Here is a 14,951-nt window from a genome sequence, read left to right as displayed (position 1 = left end):
GCTCCGCTGCAGCACCACCCGCATCACCGACCTGGTCAAGGCCGTACTCGCCCTTCACCTGGCCACGTCAAGCTGAGGTTGGAAAAGCCTCAAGGACGCCGCCCACGCCGAGGTGGGGGCCTCTTACGTCGCAAGCTCGGTGCGCTGGACGCCCCTTTGCCGCCCGGCTCAGAACTGGAGGTCCGCCCGGCTGGGCCGGGACAGCCCGCCGGTGGGGCCCTCATGGGGCCAAGATGGGTCCGGAAGGACGGTGAAACTCCGTGAACGATCACCGCAGCCTGAGTAGCCTCATGTCCGCTGACCTGCACAGACGGCAAATGCAGGGACAGAAAGTGAACCTTGGGGTAGCGCCCTGGCGTTCTCGTAATGCGTAGGTCTCGGGTTCGAATCCCGAAGGCGGCTCCATTCGAGGCCCAGTTCAGACCTTATCTGAACTGGGCTTTTTCGTTCAGCGGATGCGGCGGCGACGTGGCGCGCGGGCCGCGCGAGTGTCAGCGGTCTCAGTTCTGGTCTCAGTGGGGCCTTGAATCGGAGCCGCGGGCGGGGGCACGGAGAACCCGCCCACGCGCCGCACGGCGTCCTTCCCGGGCGTGGCGACGTTCTCACCGACTATGCCGCAGCGGTGGGCGATTTTCAGGGCGCGGTGCAGGGCGCGGTGCAGGGCGCGGCGCAGGGCGCGGCGCAGGGGGCGGCGCAGGGGGCGGTGTACCCGCACGATCTGCGACGGAGCACGGCCGACGTCGAGCAGTGCCCGGTACGTCCGGTCCAGGTGCTCAGCCGCAGCTTGTCGATGCGGTGCCGGCCGGCGCCGGGGATGATGCCGTTGCGGGTCTTCGACCGGTCATCGAGGCCACCGTGACCGTTCGCCCGGCCGGGCTCCACATCAGGGGCGTCTTCCGGCGGCCGCCCGATGGAGTCGGAACACAATCGCCTGGCGCCGACCGCCGCGCCGTGACGCAAATTGAGCATCCATTACTCCCGAAGAGTGTTGAGTGACGTGCCTACTGTCAGAAGATGATCAATAAAGTGACATCCACCCGTGGCCGCTTCATCAGGATTCTTGCGGTGGCGCTGGGTTTGTCCGCCCTGTCGTCGTGTGGGTTCACGCTCTCCTCCGATGACGGGGATGCGTCGCGAGGGGAGACATCGAAGAAGCACCGGACGATCGTGGGTGCCGAGAATGCCGGTGGTCTGAAGCGGGACCGCGACCACGAGATGCTGAAGAAGGTCTCCGTGGATCCCGGCAAGGTCACAAAGGACTCCACCGTGGTGGTAACCGCGTACACCGGGGAGCAGGCAGCCGATCCGATCCTCTTCGTGGGCGAGGCCGACATCCCGGAAAGCACCGCTGAGCGGCGGGAGTACCTGTACGGGCAACTGATCCCGCTTCTGTCCCAAGAGTCTGCCGGCAAACGGCCCGAGGCGCATGCGGTCGACGCAGGCACACTGGGCGGATCGGTGGAGTGCATGATGGTGGACCCGAAGCGCGAGAACAGCATCTGCGGTTGGGCAGATTCCCATACAACCGGCGTCGCCGTCATACCCGACATGAAACTTGACGAGGCCGGTCGGCTCTTTGCTTCCATGCGCGCGGACATTGAGAAGTGACAGTCACGACCCTTGCCTGATCAGCCTGCCGGTCTCCGCGGCCGAGCTCATGATCAGGGACGGGGCCGGACACCGGTGGCATCCGGGTCCTGGCCCCCGCGCATCGAGGATCCGCACCAGGGAGTCCGCGATCTGGGTGATGAGGCCTCCCGCAGCCTCGAATCCTCCGCCGAGGTGAGCCGGGTACTGCGGCTCACCTCGGCGTGGGCCGGGGCGGCGAGGGGTGCCGTCCCGGGGGCCGGTGGCCGGGGCGGCGCGCTACTCCAGCAGGGACTGGCCGATCCAGCCGTCCGTCGGGCAGCCGGGGGGGATGGCGAAGACGGCCGAGCCGATCGGGGTGGTCCACTGGTTGAGGAGGTCCGCGGCGGCGAGTCTGCGCTGGATGGGCAGGAACTGTTCGCCGATGTCCCGCTGGAACGAGGCGAACAGCAGGCCGGTGTCGGGGCGTCCGTCCGCGGCCGGGGCGTCGTCGTAGTTGTAGGGGCGGCGGAAGATGCGCGCCCGGTCCTCGGTGACGCGGGCGCGCCGTATGTGGGCGAAGTCGGAGATGACGGGGAAGCCGAGCTCGTTCTTCGCGTCGAAGTCCGGCAGGTCCTTCTCGGCCTTGCCGGTGAGCGGGGCGCCGGTGGCCAGGCGCCGGCCGACGGTGAACTCCTTGGCCTTCGTGTCGGCGGCGTCCCAGGTCTCCAGCTCGATGCGGACACGGCGCAGGACGAGGGTCGTGCCGCCGTCCTTGAGCCACGCGGGGCCCGAGTCGGTCCACACGGCCCCGGCGAAGACGTCGCCGCCGGGGGCCGGGTTGGCGGTGCCGTCCAGCTGGCCCATGAGGTTGCGCTGGGTCACGCCGTCGTCCTCGACGCCGCGCCCGCGGCGGAACCCGCGCTGTGCCCAGCGCAGCCGGGCGAAGCTGCGGGCATCCTTGATGAGCATCCGCTGGGCGTGCGCGACGGTGAGCGGGTCGTCGGCGCAGATCTGGACCAGCAGGTCGCCGCCGCAGAAGCGGTCCTGGAGCCGGTCGATGGAGAAGCGGGGCAGCGGCGCGAGCGACGCGGGCCGCTGGTGCTCCAGTCCGGCTGCCGTGAACAGGCCCGGCCCGAAGCCGAACGTGACCGTCAACCGGGCCGGCAGCGAAGCCAGTTCACCTTCGGTGTCGGCGAGTGCGGGCTCACCCCGGGTCAGCCGTGCGGCGTCGTCGGTGAGCAGCCGCATCATCCGGCCCAGTGCCGCGCGGTCCACGCCCTTGGCCAGGTCGAAACCGAGGAACACGGCGTGCGCCTGGGCCGGGGTGGCGATCCCCGCCTGGTGGCGGCCGTGTAACGGGACGCGCTGCGTGCCGTAGGCCGGGGCCTGCTGCCGCGCCGCGGCGGGGGCGGGGCCGGCCGAGCGGTCGCCGCCGGTGGCCGCGGCGCTGATTCCGGCCCCCGCCAGGGCCCCGCCGACGGTGAGCGCGCCGCCCGCCAGCAGCCGGCGGCGGCTGACCGCGCCGGCCCCGGCACCGTCGGCCGGGGAGACGGTGGTGTCGTCCATGGCGGGGGTCAGCCCTTCTTCATGCCGGGGCTGTAGTTCTCCTTGCCGCCCGCGAACGCCTTGGCGACCGCGGTGAAGCGCAGGCTCCGGCCGTCCTCGAGCGTGAGGGTCACGGTGACCTCGTCGCCCGGTTTCACCTCCTTGGCCAGGCCCATCAGCATCAGGTGGTCGGCGCCGGGCTGCAGTTGGTGCTTGCCGCGGGCCGGGACGGTGAAGCCGCCCTCCTTCGGGCGCATCACCATCTTGCCGTCCACGTCGGCGACTTCGTGCAGCTCCGTCTTCTTCGCCGCGGTCGAGGTCGCGGACACGACCGTGACCTTGCTGCCGGTGGTGTTGACCAGGGTGCCGAAGACGCCCGTCATGGCGGAGTCGGTGGCCTTCACCCACGGGTCCTTCACCGTCACCGCGGCCGCCGGGGTCGCCGCGGCCTTGGCGGAGGCCTTGGCGGAGGCGCTCGGGTCCGAGGACGACGACCCGCTCGTGCCGCAGCCGGCGAGGGCGGTGAGGCATACGGCCGTGGCCGCCGTGGCGGACGCGAGGGCACGCAGGCGGGCGGCGCGGGCCACCGGCGTCGTCTTGGGGGTGATGGTGTGCATGGTGTCTGTGCCTCCGGCTCGGTTGCGGCGTCACTCCCGCAGTCACACAGGGAGTCGGGCCGCGTCGGCGGCGAGTTCCCGGGCCGTGTGTGACGTGTCCCGCACACGCCGCGGCGCGGAAAGCGGCGCCGGCCGGGAACTCGTCGGGGGCCGGATCCGACGTACTGGGATGTGAAGCGCCGAAGCCTCCTCGTAGAAACCAGAGCTGTGCCGCTCGTCGTCCCGGTCCTGCTGCTGGCCGTGGTGTCGGTCCTGTGGCCGGCCGCGCCGGCGTGGGCGCACGCGCGGCTGCTCGACTCCAGTCCGGCGGCCGGGTCCGTGACGGCGAAGGCGCCCACGGTGATCACGCTGAGTTTCGACGGGCCGGTGAAGCAGCCGTACACCGCGGTCGTGGTCACCGGTCCGGACGGGGCGTCGTACGGCGACGGCGCGCCGAGCGTGGTGGACGGCGACGTACGGCAGAAGGTGGGGCCCCTGCCGACGGGCCGGATCCAGGTGACCTGGCGGACCGTCGCGGCGGACGGAGCCCCGCTCCAGGGCCGTTTCGCCTTCACCAGCACGGACGCGTCGGCTGCCGCGGCCGCCCGGCCCGGGCCCACGCCGGCCGCTTCCACACCCACGCCGGCCGCTTCCACATCCACGCCCACGGCGGCGTCCTCGGCCTCGTCGTCGGCGCGACCGGTGGCCTCCGCGGGCTCCGGAGCCGCCGCCGACTGGCCGTGGTGGGTGGCGGGCGGTGTGCTGGTCGCTTCGGCGGCGGCGTTCATGGCCGTCGGCGCCCGGCGCTCCGCGCCGCGGCCCACGACACGGCCGACCGACCGGCGTCCTTGAGAAGTCCTTACCGTGAACGGTTAGCATCGCGCCCGGTGTCGTCGGCGGCCGGGACGGAGTGGGACATGGCGGACACGGGGGCGTCGGGGATCGCGGTCGCCGTCGTGACCATGGGCAACCGGCCCGCCGAGGTCGAGGCGCTGCTGGAGTCCGTGGCCAAGCAGGACCTGGCGCCCGCGCGGATCGTGGTCGTCGGCAACGGCTGCCCGCTGCCCGACTACGGCGCGCGGCCGGCGCTGCCCGGCGAGGTCATCCTCCTCGAACTGGACGAGAACCTCGGCTGCCCCGGCGGGCGGAACGCGGCCCTGCGCGCGCTGCGCGAGTTCGGCGACATCGACGTCGTCGTCGAGTTGGACGACGACGGTCTGCTGGTGGACGCCGGTGTGCTGCGGCGCGTACGGGAGTTGTTCGACGTGGACCCGCGGCTCGGGATCGTCGGCTTCCGCATCGCGGACGAGAACGGGGAGACGCAGCAGCGGCACGTGCCGCGGGTGGGTTCCGCCGACCCGATGCGCGGCGGGTACGTCACCCACTTCCTCGGCGGCGGGCACGCGCTGCGTACGACGATGCTGGACGAGGTGGGGGACTGGCCCGCCGAGTTCTTCTTCGCGCACGAGGAGACCGACCTCGCCTGGCGGGCCGTCGGCGCGGGGTGGCGGATCCTGTACGCGCCCGAACTGCTGCTGCGGCACCCGAAGACCTCACCGGCCCGGCACGCCATCTATTACCGCGTCAACGCGCGGAACCGGGTGTGGCTCGTGCGGCGCCGGCTGCCGTTCGTCCTCGTCCCCGTCCACCTGGGGATCTGGATGCTGCTCACCCTGGCACGGACCCGGTCGTGGGCCGGGCTGCGTGCCTGGTTCGGCGGATTCGTGGAAGGGCTGCGGGAGCCGGCCGGTGAGCGGCGGCCCATGCGGTGGCGGACGGTGTGGCGGCTCACCCGGCTGGGCAGGCCGCCCGTGATCTGACCGGGGGAGGAAGACCCGGCGGTTCGGCCCCGCCGCCGGTCACTTGGCGTCGGCGTAGCACTCCACCACCGCCGTCGTGAAGGGGAACCGCACCGGCGTCTCGCCGAACGTGAGCCGTCCGGCCAGGTCCGCCGCCTCCCGGATCGCCGTCACGACCGCCTCGGCCTCCTCCTCGGGGCAGTGCACGATCACCTCGTCGTGCTGGAAGAAGACCAGCTCGGCCGCCATGCCCGCGCAGGCCTGCCGCAGCGCGGCGAGCAGCAGCAGCGCCCAGTCGGCGGCGCTGCCCTGGACGACGAAGTTGCGGGCGAAGCGGCCCCGGGCGCGGGCGTCGCCGGAGGAGTGCCCCGGAGCCCACTGCCGTCCGTCGGGGTCGTCCTCACCGACGGGGATGCCCGCCTCCTCCGCCGCGTCCCCGCCCGCCCCGGCCGCGGGCGGGCAGGTCCGCCCCAGCCAGGTCCGCACGAGTCGGCCCTCCTCGCCCGCGCGGGCCGCGTCGTCGACGTACGCCACCGCCCGGGGGAAGCGGCGTCTGAGCGCGGCGAGGTTCTTCAGGCCGTCGCCGGAGGTCTGGCCGTAGACCGCGCCGAGGACCGCGAGCTTGGCCTGCGCGCGGTCGCCGGAGAACGCCCGGTCGGAGACGGACTGGTACAGGTCCGCGTCGCGTCCGGCGACCTCCATCAGCGCCGGGTCGCGTGAGATGGCGGCGAGCACCCGCGGCTCCATCTGGTCGGCGTCGGCGACGACCAGCCGCCAGCCGGGGTCGGCGACCACGGCACGCCGGATGACCCTGGGGATCTGCAGCCCGCCTCCGCCGTGGGTGACCCAGCGTCCGGTGACCGTGCCGCCCGCGAGGAACTCGGGACGGAACCGCCCGTCGCGCACCCAGTCCTGCAGCCAGGACCAGCCGTGGGCGACCCAGATCCGGTACAGCTTCTTGTATTCCAGCAGCGGTTTCACGGCCGGATGGTCGACGGACTCGAGCTCGTGGCGGCGGGTGGATCTGACCTTGACGCCGGCCCGGGCGAAGGCCTTGACGACCTCCGCGGGCAGGTCGGGGCGGACGCGGCGGCCGAACGCGGCGGACACCTCGTCGGCCAGCTCGGCCAGCCGCCGGGGCTCGCCGCCGCCCGCGTACCGCTCGCCGAGCAGTTCGTGCAGCACCCGGCGGTGCACCTCGGCGCTCCACGGCAGTCCGGCGCGGTTCATCTCGGCGGCGACCAGCATGCCCGCCGACTCGGCCGCGGTCAGCAGCCGCATCCGCTCGGGGTGCGCCGCCGCCTCGTGCCGGCGCTGCTGCCCGGCGTACACCTCGACGAGGTCGGCCAGCGGGAGGCGGACGGACTGCGGCTCGAAGAGGGGGGACTGGGCGCCCGGCTCGGCGGAGCGCTGCGGCGGATCGGGGGGTACGGGGCCGCCGCGCAGCCGGGCCAGGGCGGCGGCCGCCGAGCGGGGTTCGCCGTATCTCCCCTCGTGGCCGAGGAGGAGGGTCTCGGCGTCCTCGACGTCGTAACACCGCTCCACGCGCACGCCGGCGGCGAGCAGGCGCGGGTAGACCTCGGCGGTGGACCGCCACACCCACCGCGTGACCTCCGGCCGCTCCCGCACGGCCCGCGCGAGGTCCGCCTCCCTGCGCACCGGTCCGGCGGGCAGCCCGTCGGGACCGAGGGGGGCGACCTCCGCGCCGCCGTCCTCGGCCGGAGCGAGCGCCCACCGGTCGGTCATGCCTGCGAGTGTCGCAGGCGGGTCTGACAACGCGGGTCCGACGAGCCGGGGCGAGTGCAGGGCGGGGCCGGCATGAGGCGGGGTCGGCACAAGGGCGGGTCGGCACAAGGGCTGGCCGGCACAAGGGCTGGCCGGCACAAGGTCGGGCCGGCACAAGGTCGGGCCGGCAACGCGGGCTCTCGCCGCGATGCCGGCCCGTTGTTCCGGGCGGTCCCGCTCGGTCCCGCTCGGTCCCGTTCGGCTCAGCTCGTCTCCTTCGGGGCCTGCGCGTACCGCGCGAGCGCCTTCGCGACCTCGGCCTCCACCGCCGGCTTCCCGATGCCGAGGTCCGCCAGCACCCCCGTGCCGTTCTCGAACTCCAGCAACGCCAGCAGGATGTGCTCGGTGCCGACGTAGTTGTGGCCGAGGCGAAGGGCCTCGCGGAAGGTGAGTTCCAGCACCTTCTTGGCGGCGGAGCCGTAGGGGATGAGATCCGGGACCTCTTCGGCGGCGGGCGGGAGGGCGGCGGTCGCCGCCTGCCGTACGGCGTCGAGCGGCACGCCCTGTGCCGTGATCGCCTTGGCCGCGAGTCCCTCCGGCTCGGCCAGCAGGCCGAGGAGCAGGTGCTCGGGACGGCCCTCGGGGGTGCGGGCCGCGACCGCCTCGTTGTGGGCGGCCATCACCGCGTTGCGGGCGCGCGGGGTGTAGCGGCTGAAGTCCTGGTTCTGGTCGGCGTCCGCCGACTCCTTCGGCACGAAGCGCTTCTGGGCTGCCTGCCGGGTGACGCCCATGCTCCTGCCGATGTCCGTCCAGGAGGCGCCGGACCGGCGGGCCTGGTCCACGAAGTGCCCGATCAGGTGGTCGGCCACCTCGCCGAGGTGGTCGGCGGCGATCATCGCGTCCTGGAGCTGTTCGAGGGGCTCGCTGTGGACCTTCTTGATGGCGGTGATGAGTTCGTCGAGGCGTACGGATGACGTGATGCTCGGGTTCGTCGTCATCTGTCAACCGTAGGTTGACGGCCTAAGAGTGTCAACCTCGGGTTGACGATTCTGTGCGGTGTGCGCGTGCGCCGGAACCGTGGGGGGAGTGGGCCTGTCGGTGGGGCGTGTCAGGATCGAGGGGTGAGCAGCACGACCACCGGTACTGTCGACCGCGCCTTCCGGGCCGCCCTCTACGACGACAGCGACACCGCCCTCGACACGGGCGCGTCGGTGCTCGCCGCCGACCCCGCGGCGGACGCCGAACTCGAACGCCGGGGGAGGGAGTTCGTCGCGGCGGCCTGGCAGCGCGGGTGGCAGCCCGCCGACGTCGTACGGATCGTGCGTCGCGAGCTGGACGACGTCCACATACGCCTGGTGTCGTCGCTGATCCGTGCGCAGGCGCCGGACGACCGCCCGCGCGGTCCGCGTTGGGCCGCGCAGTTGGCGGACCTGGCCGCCGAAGCAGCCGAAGCGGGCGAAACAGTCGAAGCAGGCGAAGCCGAAGCGGTCGGCTCCGCCGACGCCGCCGGGCCGGGCGGGGTCCTCCGCCCTCCGCCCCGCACCGACCGCTTCTCGCACGCCACCGCGCTCCTGCAGCTGTACCGCCTGCTGCTGCGCCTGCCCGCGCTCGAACCGCTCGACGAGCGGCAGCCCGCCCCCGGGCAGCCCCGGCCGGAGTCCCGCATGCTCGCGCGCGTCCGCGCGCTGCTCGCCAAGGCGGAGGCGACGGCCTTTCCCGAGGAGGCCGAAGCGCTCACCGCCAAGGCGCAGGAACTCACGGCCCGCTACAGCCTCGACGAGGCGCTGCTGTCGGCGGCGGCGCCCGCCGGGGACGCCCCCGGCGCCTGCCGCGTCGGCGTCGAGCCGCCGTACGAGCAGGCCAAGGCGGTGCTGCTGGACGCGGTCGCCACGGCCAACCACTGCCGTGCCGTGTGGAACGAGGCGTTCGGCTTCTCCACCGTGGTCGGCTTCGAGGCCGACCTGGAGGCGGTCGAGCTGCTGTTCACCTCGCTGCTGGTGCAGGCCCAGTCGGCGATGACGACGGCGGAGGCGGCCCAGCGCAGGGGCGGCCGCAAACGCACCAAGACCTTCCGCCAGTCCTTCCTCGCGGCCTACGCCCACCGCATGGGCACCCGCCTCGCGGCGGCCGCCGGGACCCAGGTGACCGACGACCTGCTCCCCGTCCTGGCCTCGCGCGAGGTCGCGGTCGGCGACCGGCTGGACCGGATGTTCCCGGAGACGACCACGACCCGGCTGCGCGGAGCCGGCGACGCGGCCGGCTGGACGGAGGGCACCGAGGCCGCGGACCGGGCGCGGGTGGCGGACCGGCCGCGGCTGCCGTGAGGCGGGACGTCGGTCGCCGGCGTGCTGTCGGTCGCCGGCCTGTTCTCAGTCGCCGGCCTGCTGGTAACCGGTCACCGAGGCGTCCGGCCCGCCCGCGTCGCCCTTGACGGCGACATCGCCGTACGACCAGGTGAAACTGTGGTCGGCGGAGGAGCCGGGCAGGGTGAAGGTCGCGGTCTTCACCGGCAGGCTCTTGGCGCCGCCCGCCTCGCCGCGCACGTAGGTGAGGGTGAACGAGGCGGTCGCACCCTTGGCGAGGGTCAGCTTCTGCCCCTTGGCGGCCTGGTCGGCCGGTACCGCGGCGGTGCTGCTCCCGGCGTGCAGGCCGACGCCGGGGAAGCCGGTCAGGGTGCACTCGGTGCCGCGGTTGGTGAGGGTGACGGTGACGTTGCCGGTGTCCCCGGCGGCCGGGGCGGGGCTGGCGGCAACCTGCACGCCGAGGCCGTCGAGCGTGCAGGCGCCGCCGGCCTTCGGTGTGCCCTTGTCGCCGCCGTCGCTCCCGCCGTCGTCGCAGGCGGTCAGCAGCAGGGCCGCGGCGAGAGCGGCGACGGTGATCGGGGTGGCGCGCATGTGGGTCCTTCGGTGCTCAGGGGCGTGACGTGCTTCGGGGCGGCGTGACGCCGGTGATCGCGTCCAAGGATCATCGCCCACGAGCCCACGAGCCCACGAGCCCACGAGCCCACGAGCCCACGACCACGCACCGGTTGCCCGGGTGGGTGTCCTACGACCCGAGAGTCGCCGTCGGCAGACCCGAAGGCAGCGTGCCGCCCTCCGACTTGGTGTACGTCTCCTGGCCGAGACCACCCGACCAGGTGATCTTCAGCGACGTCTTGTTGACGGAGTCGACCGTCCCCGTCGCCCGGTCCTTGCTGCCGTCCGTGCAAGTGAGCCGGATCGTCCGCGCGCCAGACTCCTTGCCCGCGGTGCCGCTGCACACCGTCCCGCCGGTCGAGAACAGCCCGGCCTGCCGGCCGTTGACCACCAGCGCCACCGCCTTGCCGCCGGTCGTGGCCAGCCAACTGCCCTGCAGTTCGTCGGAGGTGGCCGTCGTCCCGCCGCTGCCGCCTCCGGTGTCCGCGGTGGCCGTGGCGGACGCGCCCGAACCGGACGAGGAGTCGTCCGAGGAGTCGCCGTCGCCGCCGCACGCGGTCAGCGTCAGCACGCCCACCAGCCCCGCGGCCGCTGCCGCGATCCGCACCGGCGACACCGGCCGGCGTGACACCGTGCGCGACGAACGCGGGAAGCGCGAGAAGATCGCCGAAGTCACTGCAAGCTCCAAGCTGTAGCGGGTTGGCCCGAACGCCCGCAGCAAGCTACCAGTGCACGCCGCCCCCGTGTCTCCGCGCTCTTCGAGCGGTCGCGCGAACCCGTCACGCGGACGCTGCAACAGGAAGGCCCCGGCGAGCGTCTCTTCCTAGTACACGAGGAACGCGGGTGCGCGCGAAGCGCGGCCCCGACGACCCGCACGCACGACGGGACAGGTCACGGGCGGGGACCGAGACCGCAGGTGATGGGAACCCCGGACGGTGCGCTGGATCAGAGGGACCACCGCGCGGGGCGCGTCCGTAACCGCAGCAGCAGCTCGCGTGCACGTGCATCTGCTCGCGCAGCTGCACGTGAACGCAGCTATGATCCGGATCAGTTGACCACTGCATCTTCGGCCCCAAAGGCCACGGCACCACCAGGAGCAACCTGTGGACCAGGACGTGTACAACGGCATGGCGGCCACACAGCTGGACGGGGTGGCCTGGCAGAAGAGCCGGCACAGCAACTCGCAGGGCTCCTGTGTGGAGTTCGCGCGGCTGCCCGGCGGCGACGTGGCAGTGCGCAACTCGCGCTTCCCCGAAGGGCCCGCGCTCGTCTACACGCGCGCGGAGATCGAGGCGATGTTGCTCGGGGTCAAGGACGGCGAATTCGATCACCTGATCGTGGGCTGACCGTCACGGGATTGCCCGGGCGCCCGCGGTGACCGCAGCGTCCGCGGTGACCCGGTACCGCCCGGCGCGACCCTTGGTGATCGGGACGTCACCCTCCGCCACGCGCGTAGAACCGCGGCGTCAGAAGACGCCGCGGTCCGTCATGCGCCGCGCAGCCGGTATGGCGGGTGCTGCGGGTGCCGCGTGTGGCGCCGGCGACAGCATGAACAGCGCCCAGACGACCTTGCCGCCGAACGCGCCCGCCAGCGGGTGCCAGCCCCAGCTGTCGGCGAAGGAGTCGACGAGGAGCAGCCCGCGGCCCGACTCCGCGGAGAAGTCGTCCGCGTCGCCGGCCACCGGGGCGCCGTCGCTGAGGTCGCGCACCGCGCACACCAGCCGCCCGGACCACCGCATCAGGTGCAGCCGCACCGGCGCCTGCTGCCCCGCCGTGCTCGCCGCACCCACGCCTGTCGCACCCGCACCCGCATCCGTACTCGCCCCCGCCCCCGCCCCCTCCGGCAGCGCGTGCCGCAGGGCGTTGGTCACCAGTTCCGAGACCACCAGGCAGACGTCGTCGTAACGGTCGACGGCGCCCCATTGGTCGAGTGTCGCGCGGGTGAACCGCCGTGCCTCGCGCACCGCTTCGTAGCGGGCGGGAAGGGCGCAGGAGGCGGCGTCGGACGCGGCCGTGGCATCCAGCGGCGGAAGGCCCTGCCGTAACGGCTCGAGCATGGTCGATCCATTCGTCCCCATGCGAGGCACTCCCGGGAATTCGCGGTCGTTGCGATGCAGCGGTGGCGCGAGTCCATGGTTTCGGATGCGCAGGGTAGATGCAAGGGCAGATGCACGTGCACGTGACCGAATTGGATATCCACGTACCGCTTACTGGCCATTTTTTCCATCACCTTCCCTCCCTTCCCTTGCCACAACCTTCCTCCTTCCTGCGCAGAATCTCTGGGTTCCTTCCGTATCTGTAATCGGACGAGTACTGCTCGGAGTGTTTTAGTGGCAGACTGCGGCCCCTGAACACGGTTGGGGAGGCTGGCGAAAGTGAGCGCGGGAGAGCCCGGATCGGTGGTGCGGCGCATGCTGCTCGGCTCGCAACTCAGGCGGCTGCGTGAGTCCAAGGGGATCACGCGGGAGCAGGCGGGGTACTCGATCCGCGCCTCGGAGTCGAAGATCAGCCGGATGGAGCTGGGCCGGGTGAGCTTCAAGACGAGGGACGTGGAAGACCTGCTGACGCTGTACGGCATCACGGACGAGGCGGAGCGCACCTCGCTGCTCTCCCTCGCCCGGGAGGCCAACGTCGCGGGCTGGTGGCACAGTTACTCGGACGTGCTGCCGAGCTGGTTCCCCACCTATGTGGGGCTGGAGGGCGCGGCATCGTCGATCCGCGCCTACGAGGTGCAGTTCGTGCACGGGCTGCTGCAGACCGAGGCGTACGCCCGGGCGGTCGTCGAACGCGGCATGCGGGGCGCGAGCGAGGCCGACATCGAGAAGCGGGTGGCGCTGCGCCTGGAGCGGCAGAAGTACCTGGTCGCCGAGAACGCCCCCGAGTTCCACGTCGTGCTCGACGAGGCCGCCCTGCGCCGCCCCTACGGTGACCGCGAGGTGATGCGCGGTCAGCTCCAGCACCTGATCGAGATCTCCGAACAGCCCAATGTGCGGCTGCAGATCATGCCGTTCGGCTTCGGCGGTCACTCGGGCGAGAGCGGCGCGTTCACGATCCTGTCCTTCCCCGAGTCGGACCTGTCGGACGTGGTCTACCTCGAGCAGCTCACCAGCGCCCTCTATCTGGACAAGAACGAGGACGTCACCCAGTACGAGAGGGCCCTCAAGGAGCTCCAGCAGGACAGTCCCGGACCCGGCGAGAGCCGTGATCTTCTCCGGGGTCTCCTCCAACTCTCTTGAAACATAAGTACGATGACGTGTGATCAGACTGTGATGGAGATCTGTCGAAGATCTGGTGTCTGCTAGTGATTGAGGGATCACATGTCGTCCTACTTCAACGACCTGGCTCAGCAGTACATCGACGGTGAGTGGCGTCCGGGAACCGGTTCCTGGGACATCATCGACTTCAACCCGTACGACGGCGAGAAGCTCGCGTCGATCACGATAGCCACGGTCGACGAGGTCGACGAGGCGTACCGGGCAGCGGCCCGCGCCCAGAAGCAGTGGGCCGCGACCAACCCGTACGCGCGCCGCGCGGTCTTCGAGAAGGCGCTCGCGCTGGTCGAGGAACGTCAGCAGGAGATCACCGAGGTGATCATCGCCGAGCTCGGCGGCACGCACCTGAAGGCCGGTTTCGAACTGCACCTCGCCAAGGAGTTCCTGCGCGAGTCGATCCACCTGGCGCTGCGCCCCGAGGGCAAGATCCTCCCGTCGCCGGTCGACGGCAAGGAGAACCGCCTCTACCGGGAGCCGGTCGGCGTCGTGGGCGTGATCAGCCCCTTCAACTTCCCCTTCCTGCTGTCCCTCAAGTCGGTCGCGCCGGCCCTCGCGCTTGGCAACGGCGTGGTGCTCAAGCCGCACCAGAGCACCCCGATCGTCGGCGGCTCCCTGGTCGCGAAGATCTTCGAGGACGCGGGCCTGCCGGCCGGCCTGCTCAACGTCGTCATCACCGACATCGCGGAGATCGGCGACGCCTTCATCGAGCACCCGGTCCCGAAGGTCATCTCCTTCACCGGCTCCGACCAGGTCGGCCGCCACGTGGCCACCGTCTGCGCCGCGCAGTTCAAGCGCACGGTCCTCGAACTCGGCGGCAACAGCGCCATCGTGGTCCTCGACGACGCCGACCTCGACTACGCGGTCGACGCGGCCGTCTTCAGCCGGTACGTCCACCAGGGCCAGGTCTGCATGGCCGCCAACCGCGTGCTGGTCGACCGCTCGATCTACGAGGACTTCACCGAGAAGTTCGTCGCCAAGGTCATGAGCCTCAAGGTCGGCGACCCGCGCGACCCGGAGACCGTCATCGGCCCGGTGATCAACTCCTCGCAGGCGGATGCGCTTTCGGCGGTCGTGACGCAGGCGATCCAGGAGGGCGCGACGGCCCGGTCGCACGGCACGACCACGGGCAACCTGGTCACGCCGACCGTCCTGCTCGACGTACCCCTCGACTCGGCCCTGCTCCGGCAGGAGGTCTTCGGGCCCGTAGCCTTCCTCCTCCCCTTCGACGGCGAGGAGGAGGCGGTGCGCATCGTCAACGACACGCCGTACGGCCTGAGCGGCGCCGTGCACACCGGTGACGTCGAGCGGGGTGTGGCCTTCGCCAAGCAGATCGACACCGGCATGTTCCACGTGAACGACGGCACCGTGCACGACGAGCCGCTCGTCCCCTTCGGCGGCGAGAAGAACTCGGGCATCGGCCGGCTCAACGGCGAGACGACCCTGGACGCCTTCACCACGCTGAAGTGGATCTCGGTGCAGCACGGGCGCAGCCGCTTCCCGTTCTGACCCCTCCCTTCGGGGCATTCCCAC

General features: G+C 71.9%; 14 protein-coding genes and 1 pseudogene. 7 read left to right on the top strand and 8 right to left on the bottom strand.

The features are described from left to right. Nucleotides 1–589: 589 nt before the first annotated feature. Nucleotides 590–849, bottom strand: a pseudogene (locus ACH4ZX_RS33075) (hypothetical protein); the annotation flags it as partial. Nucleotides 850–1,014: 165 nt separating this feature from the next. On the opposite strand from ACH4ZX_RS33075, the gene ACH4ZX_RS33070 reads away from it, so the two are divergent. Beyond that, nucleotides 1,015–1,608, top strand: a complete 594-nt coding sequence (locus ACH4ZX_RS33070; RefSeq protein WP_398280936.1) for a hypothetical protein — start codon at nt 1,015–1,017, stop codon at nt 1,606–1,608. 258 nt (nt 1,609–1,866) lie between these two features. Here ACH4ZX_RS33070 and ACH4ZX_RS33065 read toward each other — a convergent pair whose 3' ends face one another. Next, nucleotides 1,867–3,135 carry a Dyp-type peroxidase gene (locus ACH4ZX_RS33065; RefSeq protein WP_398280933.1) on the bottom strand — a complete coding sequence of 423 codons (1,269 nt, stop codon included), beginning with the start codon at nt 3,133–3,135 and terminating at the stop codon, nt 1,867–1,869. A gap of 8 nt (nt 3,136–3,143) precedes the next feature. Continuing rightward, entirely contained in the window at nt 3,144–3,731 is a 588-nt protein-coding gene (locus ACH4ZX_RS33060) for a copper chaperone PCu(A)C (RefSeq protein WP_398280931.1), read from the bottom strand. A gap of 207 nt (nt 3,732–3,938) precedes the next feature. On the opposite strand from ACH4ZX_RS33060, the gene ACH4ZX_RS33055 reads away from it, so the two are divergent. Together ACH4ZX_RS33055 and ACH4ZX_RS33050 are read left to right on the top strand one after the other, a co-directional pair. After that, nucleotides 3,939–4,562, top strand: coding sequence for a copper resistance protein CopC (locus ACH4ZX_RS33055; protein ID WP_398280928.1), 624 nt, complete (start codon nt 3,939–3,941; stop codon nt 4,560–4,562). Nucleotides 4,563–4,627: 65 nt separating this feature from the next. Continuing rightward, nucleotides 4,628–5,530 carry a glycosyltransferase family 2 protein gene (locus ACH4ZX_RS33050; protein WP_398280925.1) on the top strand — a complete coding sequence of 301 codons (903 nt, stop codon included), beginning with the start codon at nt 4,628–4,630 and terminating at the stop codon, nt 5,528–5,530. Nucleotides 5,531–5,569: 39 nt separating this feature from the next. On the opposite strand, the gene ACH4ZX_RS33045 is transcribed toward ACH4ZX_RS33050, so the two are convergent. Further along, nucleotides 5,570–7,255 (bottom strand): bifunctional 3'-5' exonuclease/DNA polymerase, encoded by a 1,686-nt coding sequence (locus ACH4ZX_RS33045; protein ID WP_398280922.1) that lies wholly within the window; start codon nt 7,253–7,255, stop codon nt 5,570–5,572. Nucleotides 7,256–7,497: 242 nt separating this feature from the next. Next, entirely contained in the window at nt 7,498–8,232 is a 735-nt protein-coding gene (locus ACH4ZX_RS33040) for a Clp protease N-terminal domain-containing protein (RefSeq protein ID WP_398280919.1), read from the bottom strand. Nucleotides 8,233–8,355: 123 nt separating this feature from the next. Between ACH4ZX_RS33040 and ACH4ZX_RS33035 the strand changes: the two genes are divergently transcribed. Next, nucleotides 8,356–9,558, top strand: coding sequence for a DUF2786 domain-containing protein (locus tag ACH4ZX_RS33035; RefSeq protein WP_398280916.1), 1,203 nt, complete (start codon nt 8,356–8,358; stop codon nt 9,556–9,558). 45 nt (nt 9,559–9,603) lie between these two features. Here ACH4ZX_RS33035 and ACH4ZX_RS33030 read toward each other — a convergent pair whose 3' ends face one another. Both ACH4ZX_RS33030 and ACH4ZX_RS33025 read right to left on the bottom strand, forming a co-directional pair. After that, entirely contained in the window at nt 9,604–10,128 is a 525-nt protein-coding gene (locus ACH4ZX_RS33030; protein ID WP_398280913.1) for a DUF4232 domain-containing protein, read from the bottom strand. A gap of 151 nt (nt 10,129–10,279) precedes the next feature. Next, nucleotides 10,280–10,825 carry a hypothetical protein gene (locus tag ACH4ZX_RS33025; protein WP_398280911.1) on the bottom strand — a complete coding sequence of 182 codons (546 nt, stop codon included), beginning with the start codon at nt 10,823–10,825 and terminating at the stop codon, nt 10,280–10,282. 451 nt (nt 10,826–11,276) lie between these two features. On the opposite strand from ACH4ZX_RS33025, the gene ACH4ZX_RS33020 reads away from it, so the two are divergent. Beyond that, a complete protein-coding gene (locus tag ACH4ZX_RS33020; protein WP_324784534.1) occupies nt 11,277–11,495 on the top strand; it encodes a DUF397 domain-containing protein in 219 nt (72 codons plus the stop codon). 120 nt (nt 11,496–11,615) lie between these two features. On the opposite strand, the gene ACH4ZX_RS33015 is transcribed toward ACH4ZX_RS33020, so the two are convergent. Then, on the bottom strand, nt 11,616–12,227 hold the full coding sequence (locus ACH4ZX_RS33015; protein ID WP_398280908.1) for an ATP-binding protein: 612 nt from the start codon (nt 12,225–12,227) through the stop codon (nt 11,616–11,618). 333 nt (nt 12,228–12,560) lie between these two features. Between ACH4ZX_RS33015 and ACH4ZX_RS33010 the strand changes: the two genes are divergently transcribed. Continuing rightward, a complete protein-coding gene (locus tag ACH4ZX_RS33010; RefSeq protein ID WP_398280955.1) occupies nt 12,561–13,385 on the top strand; it encodes a helix-turn-helix domain-containing protein in 825 nt (274 codons plus the stop codon). 81 nt (nt 13,386–13,466) lie between these two features. After that, nucleotides 13,467–14,927 carry an aldehyde dehydrogenase family protein gene (locus ACH4ZX_RS33005; protein WP_398280905.1) on the top strand — a complete coding sequence of 487 codons (1,461 nt, stop codon included), beginning with the start codon at nt 13,467–13,469 and terminating at the stop codon, nt 14,925–14,927. Nucleotides 14,928–14,951: the final 24 nt, after the last annotated feature.

The organism is Streptomyces sp. NPDC020490, assembly GCF_044335305.1.
Taxonomy (GTDB): Bacteria; Actinomycetota; Actinomycetes; order Streptomycetales; family Streptomycetaceae; genus Streptomyces.
The sequence above is the reverse complement of the archived record's forward strand: the minus strand, read 5'-3'. Positions and strand labels throughout refer to the sequence as shown.

What these genes read in the sequence shown, in the direction of transcription:
- ACH4ZX_RS33015 (WP_398280908.1), bottom strand. Translation starts at nt 12,227, where the DNA reads ATGGGGACGAATGGATCGACCATGCTCGAGCCGTTACGGCAGGGCCTT.
- ACH4ZX_RS33040 (WP_398280919.1), bottom strand. Translation starts at nt 8,232, where the DNA reads ATGACGACGAACCCGAGCATCACGTCATCCGTACGCCTCGACGAACTC.
- ACH4ZX_RS33010 (WP_398280955.1), top strand. Translation starts at nt 12,561, where the DNA reads ATGCTGCTCGGCTCGCAACTCAGGCGGCTGCGTGAGTCCAAGGGGATC.
- ACH4ZX_RS33005 (WP_398280905.1), top strand. Translation starts at nt 13,467, where the DNA reads ATGTCGTCCTACTTCAACGACCTGGCTCAGCAGTACATCGACGGTGAG.
- ACH4ZX_RS33050 (WP_398280925.1), top strand. Translation starts at nt 4,628, where the DNA reads ATGGCGGACACGGGGGCGTCGGGGATCGCGGTCGCCGTCGTGACCATG.
- ACH4ZX_RS33060 (WP_398280931.1), bottom strand. Translation starts at nt 3,731, where the DNA reads ATGCACACCATCACCCCCAAGACGACGCCGGTGGCCCGCGCCGCCCGC.
- ACH4ZX_RS33030 (WP_398280913.1), bottom strand. Translation starts at nt 10,128, where the DNA reads ATGCGCGCCACCCCGATCACCGTCGCCGCTCTCGCCGCGGCCCTGCTG.
- ACH4ZX_RS33065 (WP_398280933.1), bottom strand. Translation starts at nt 3,135, where the DNA reads ATGGACGACACCACCGTCTCCCCGGCCGACGGTGCCGGGGCCGGCGCG.
- ACH4ZX_RS33045 (WP_398280922.1), bottom strand. Translation starts at nt 7,255, where the DNA reads ATGACCGACCGGTGGGCGCTCGCTCCGGCCGAGGACGGCGGCGCGGAG.
- ACH4ZX_RS33020 (WP_324784534.1), top strand. Translation starts at nt 11,277, where the DNA reads ATGGCGGCCACACAGCTGGACGGGGTGGCCTGGCAGAAGAGCCGGCAC.
- ACH4ZX_RS33070 (WP_398280936.1), top strand. Translation starts at nt 1,015, where the DNA reads ATGATCAATAAAGTGACATCCACCCGTGGCCGCTTCATCAGGATTCTT.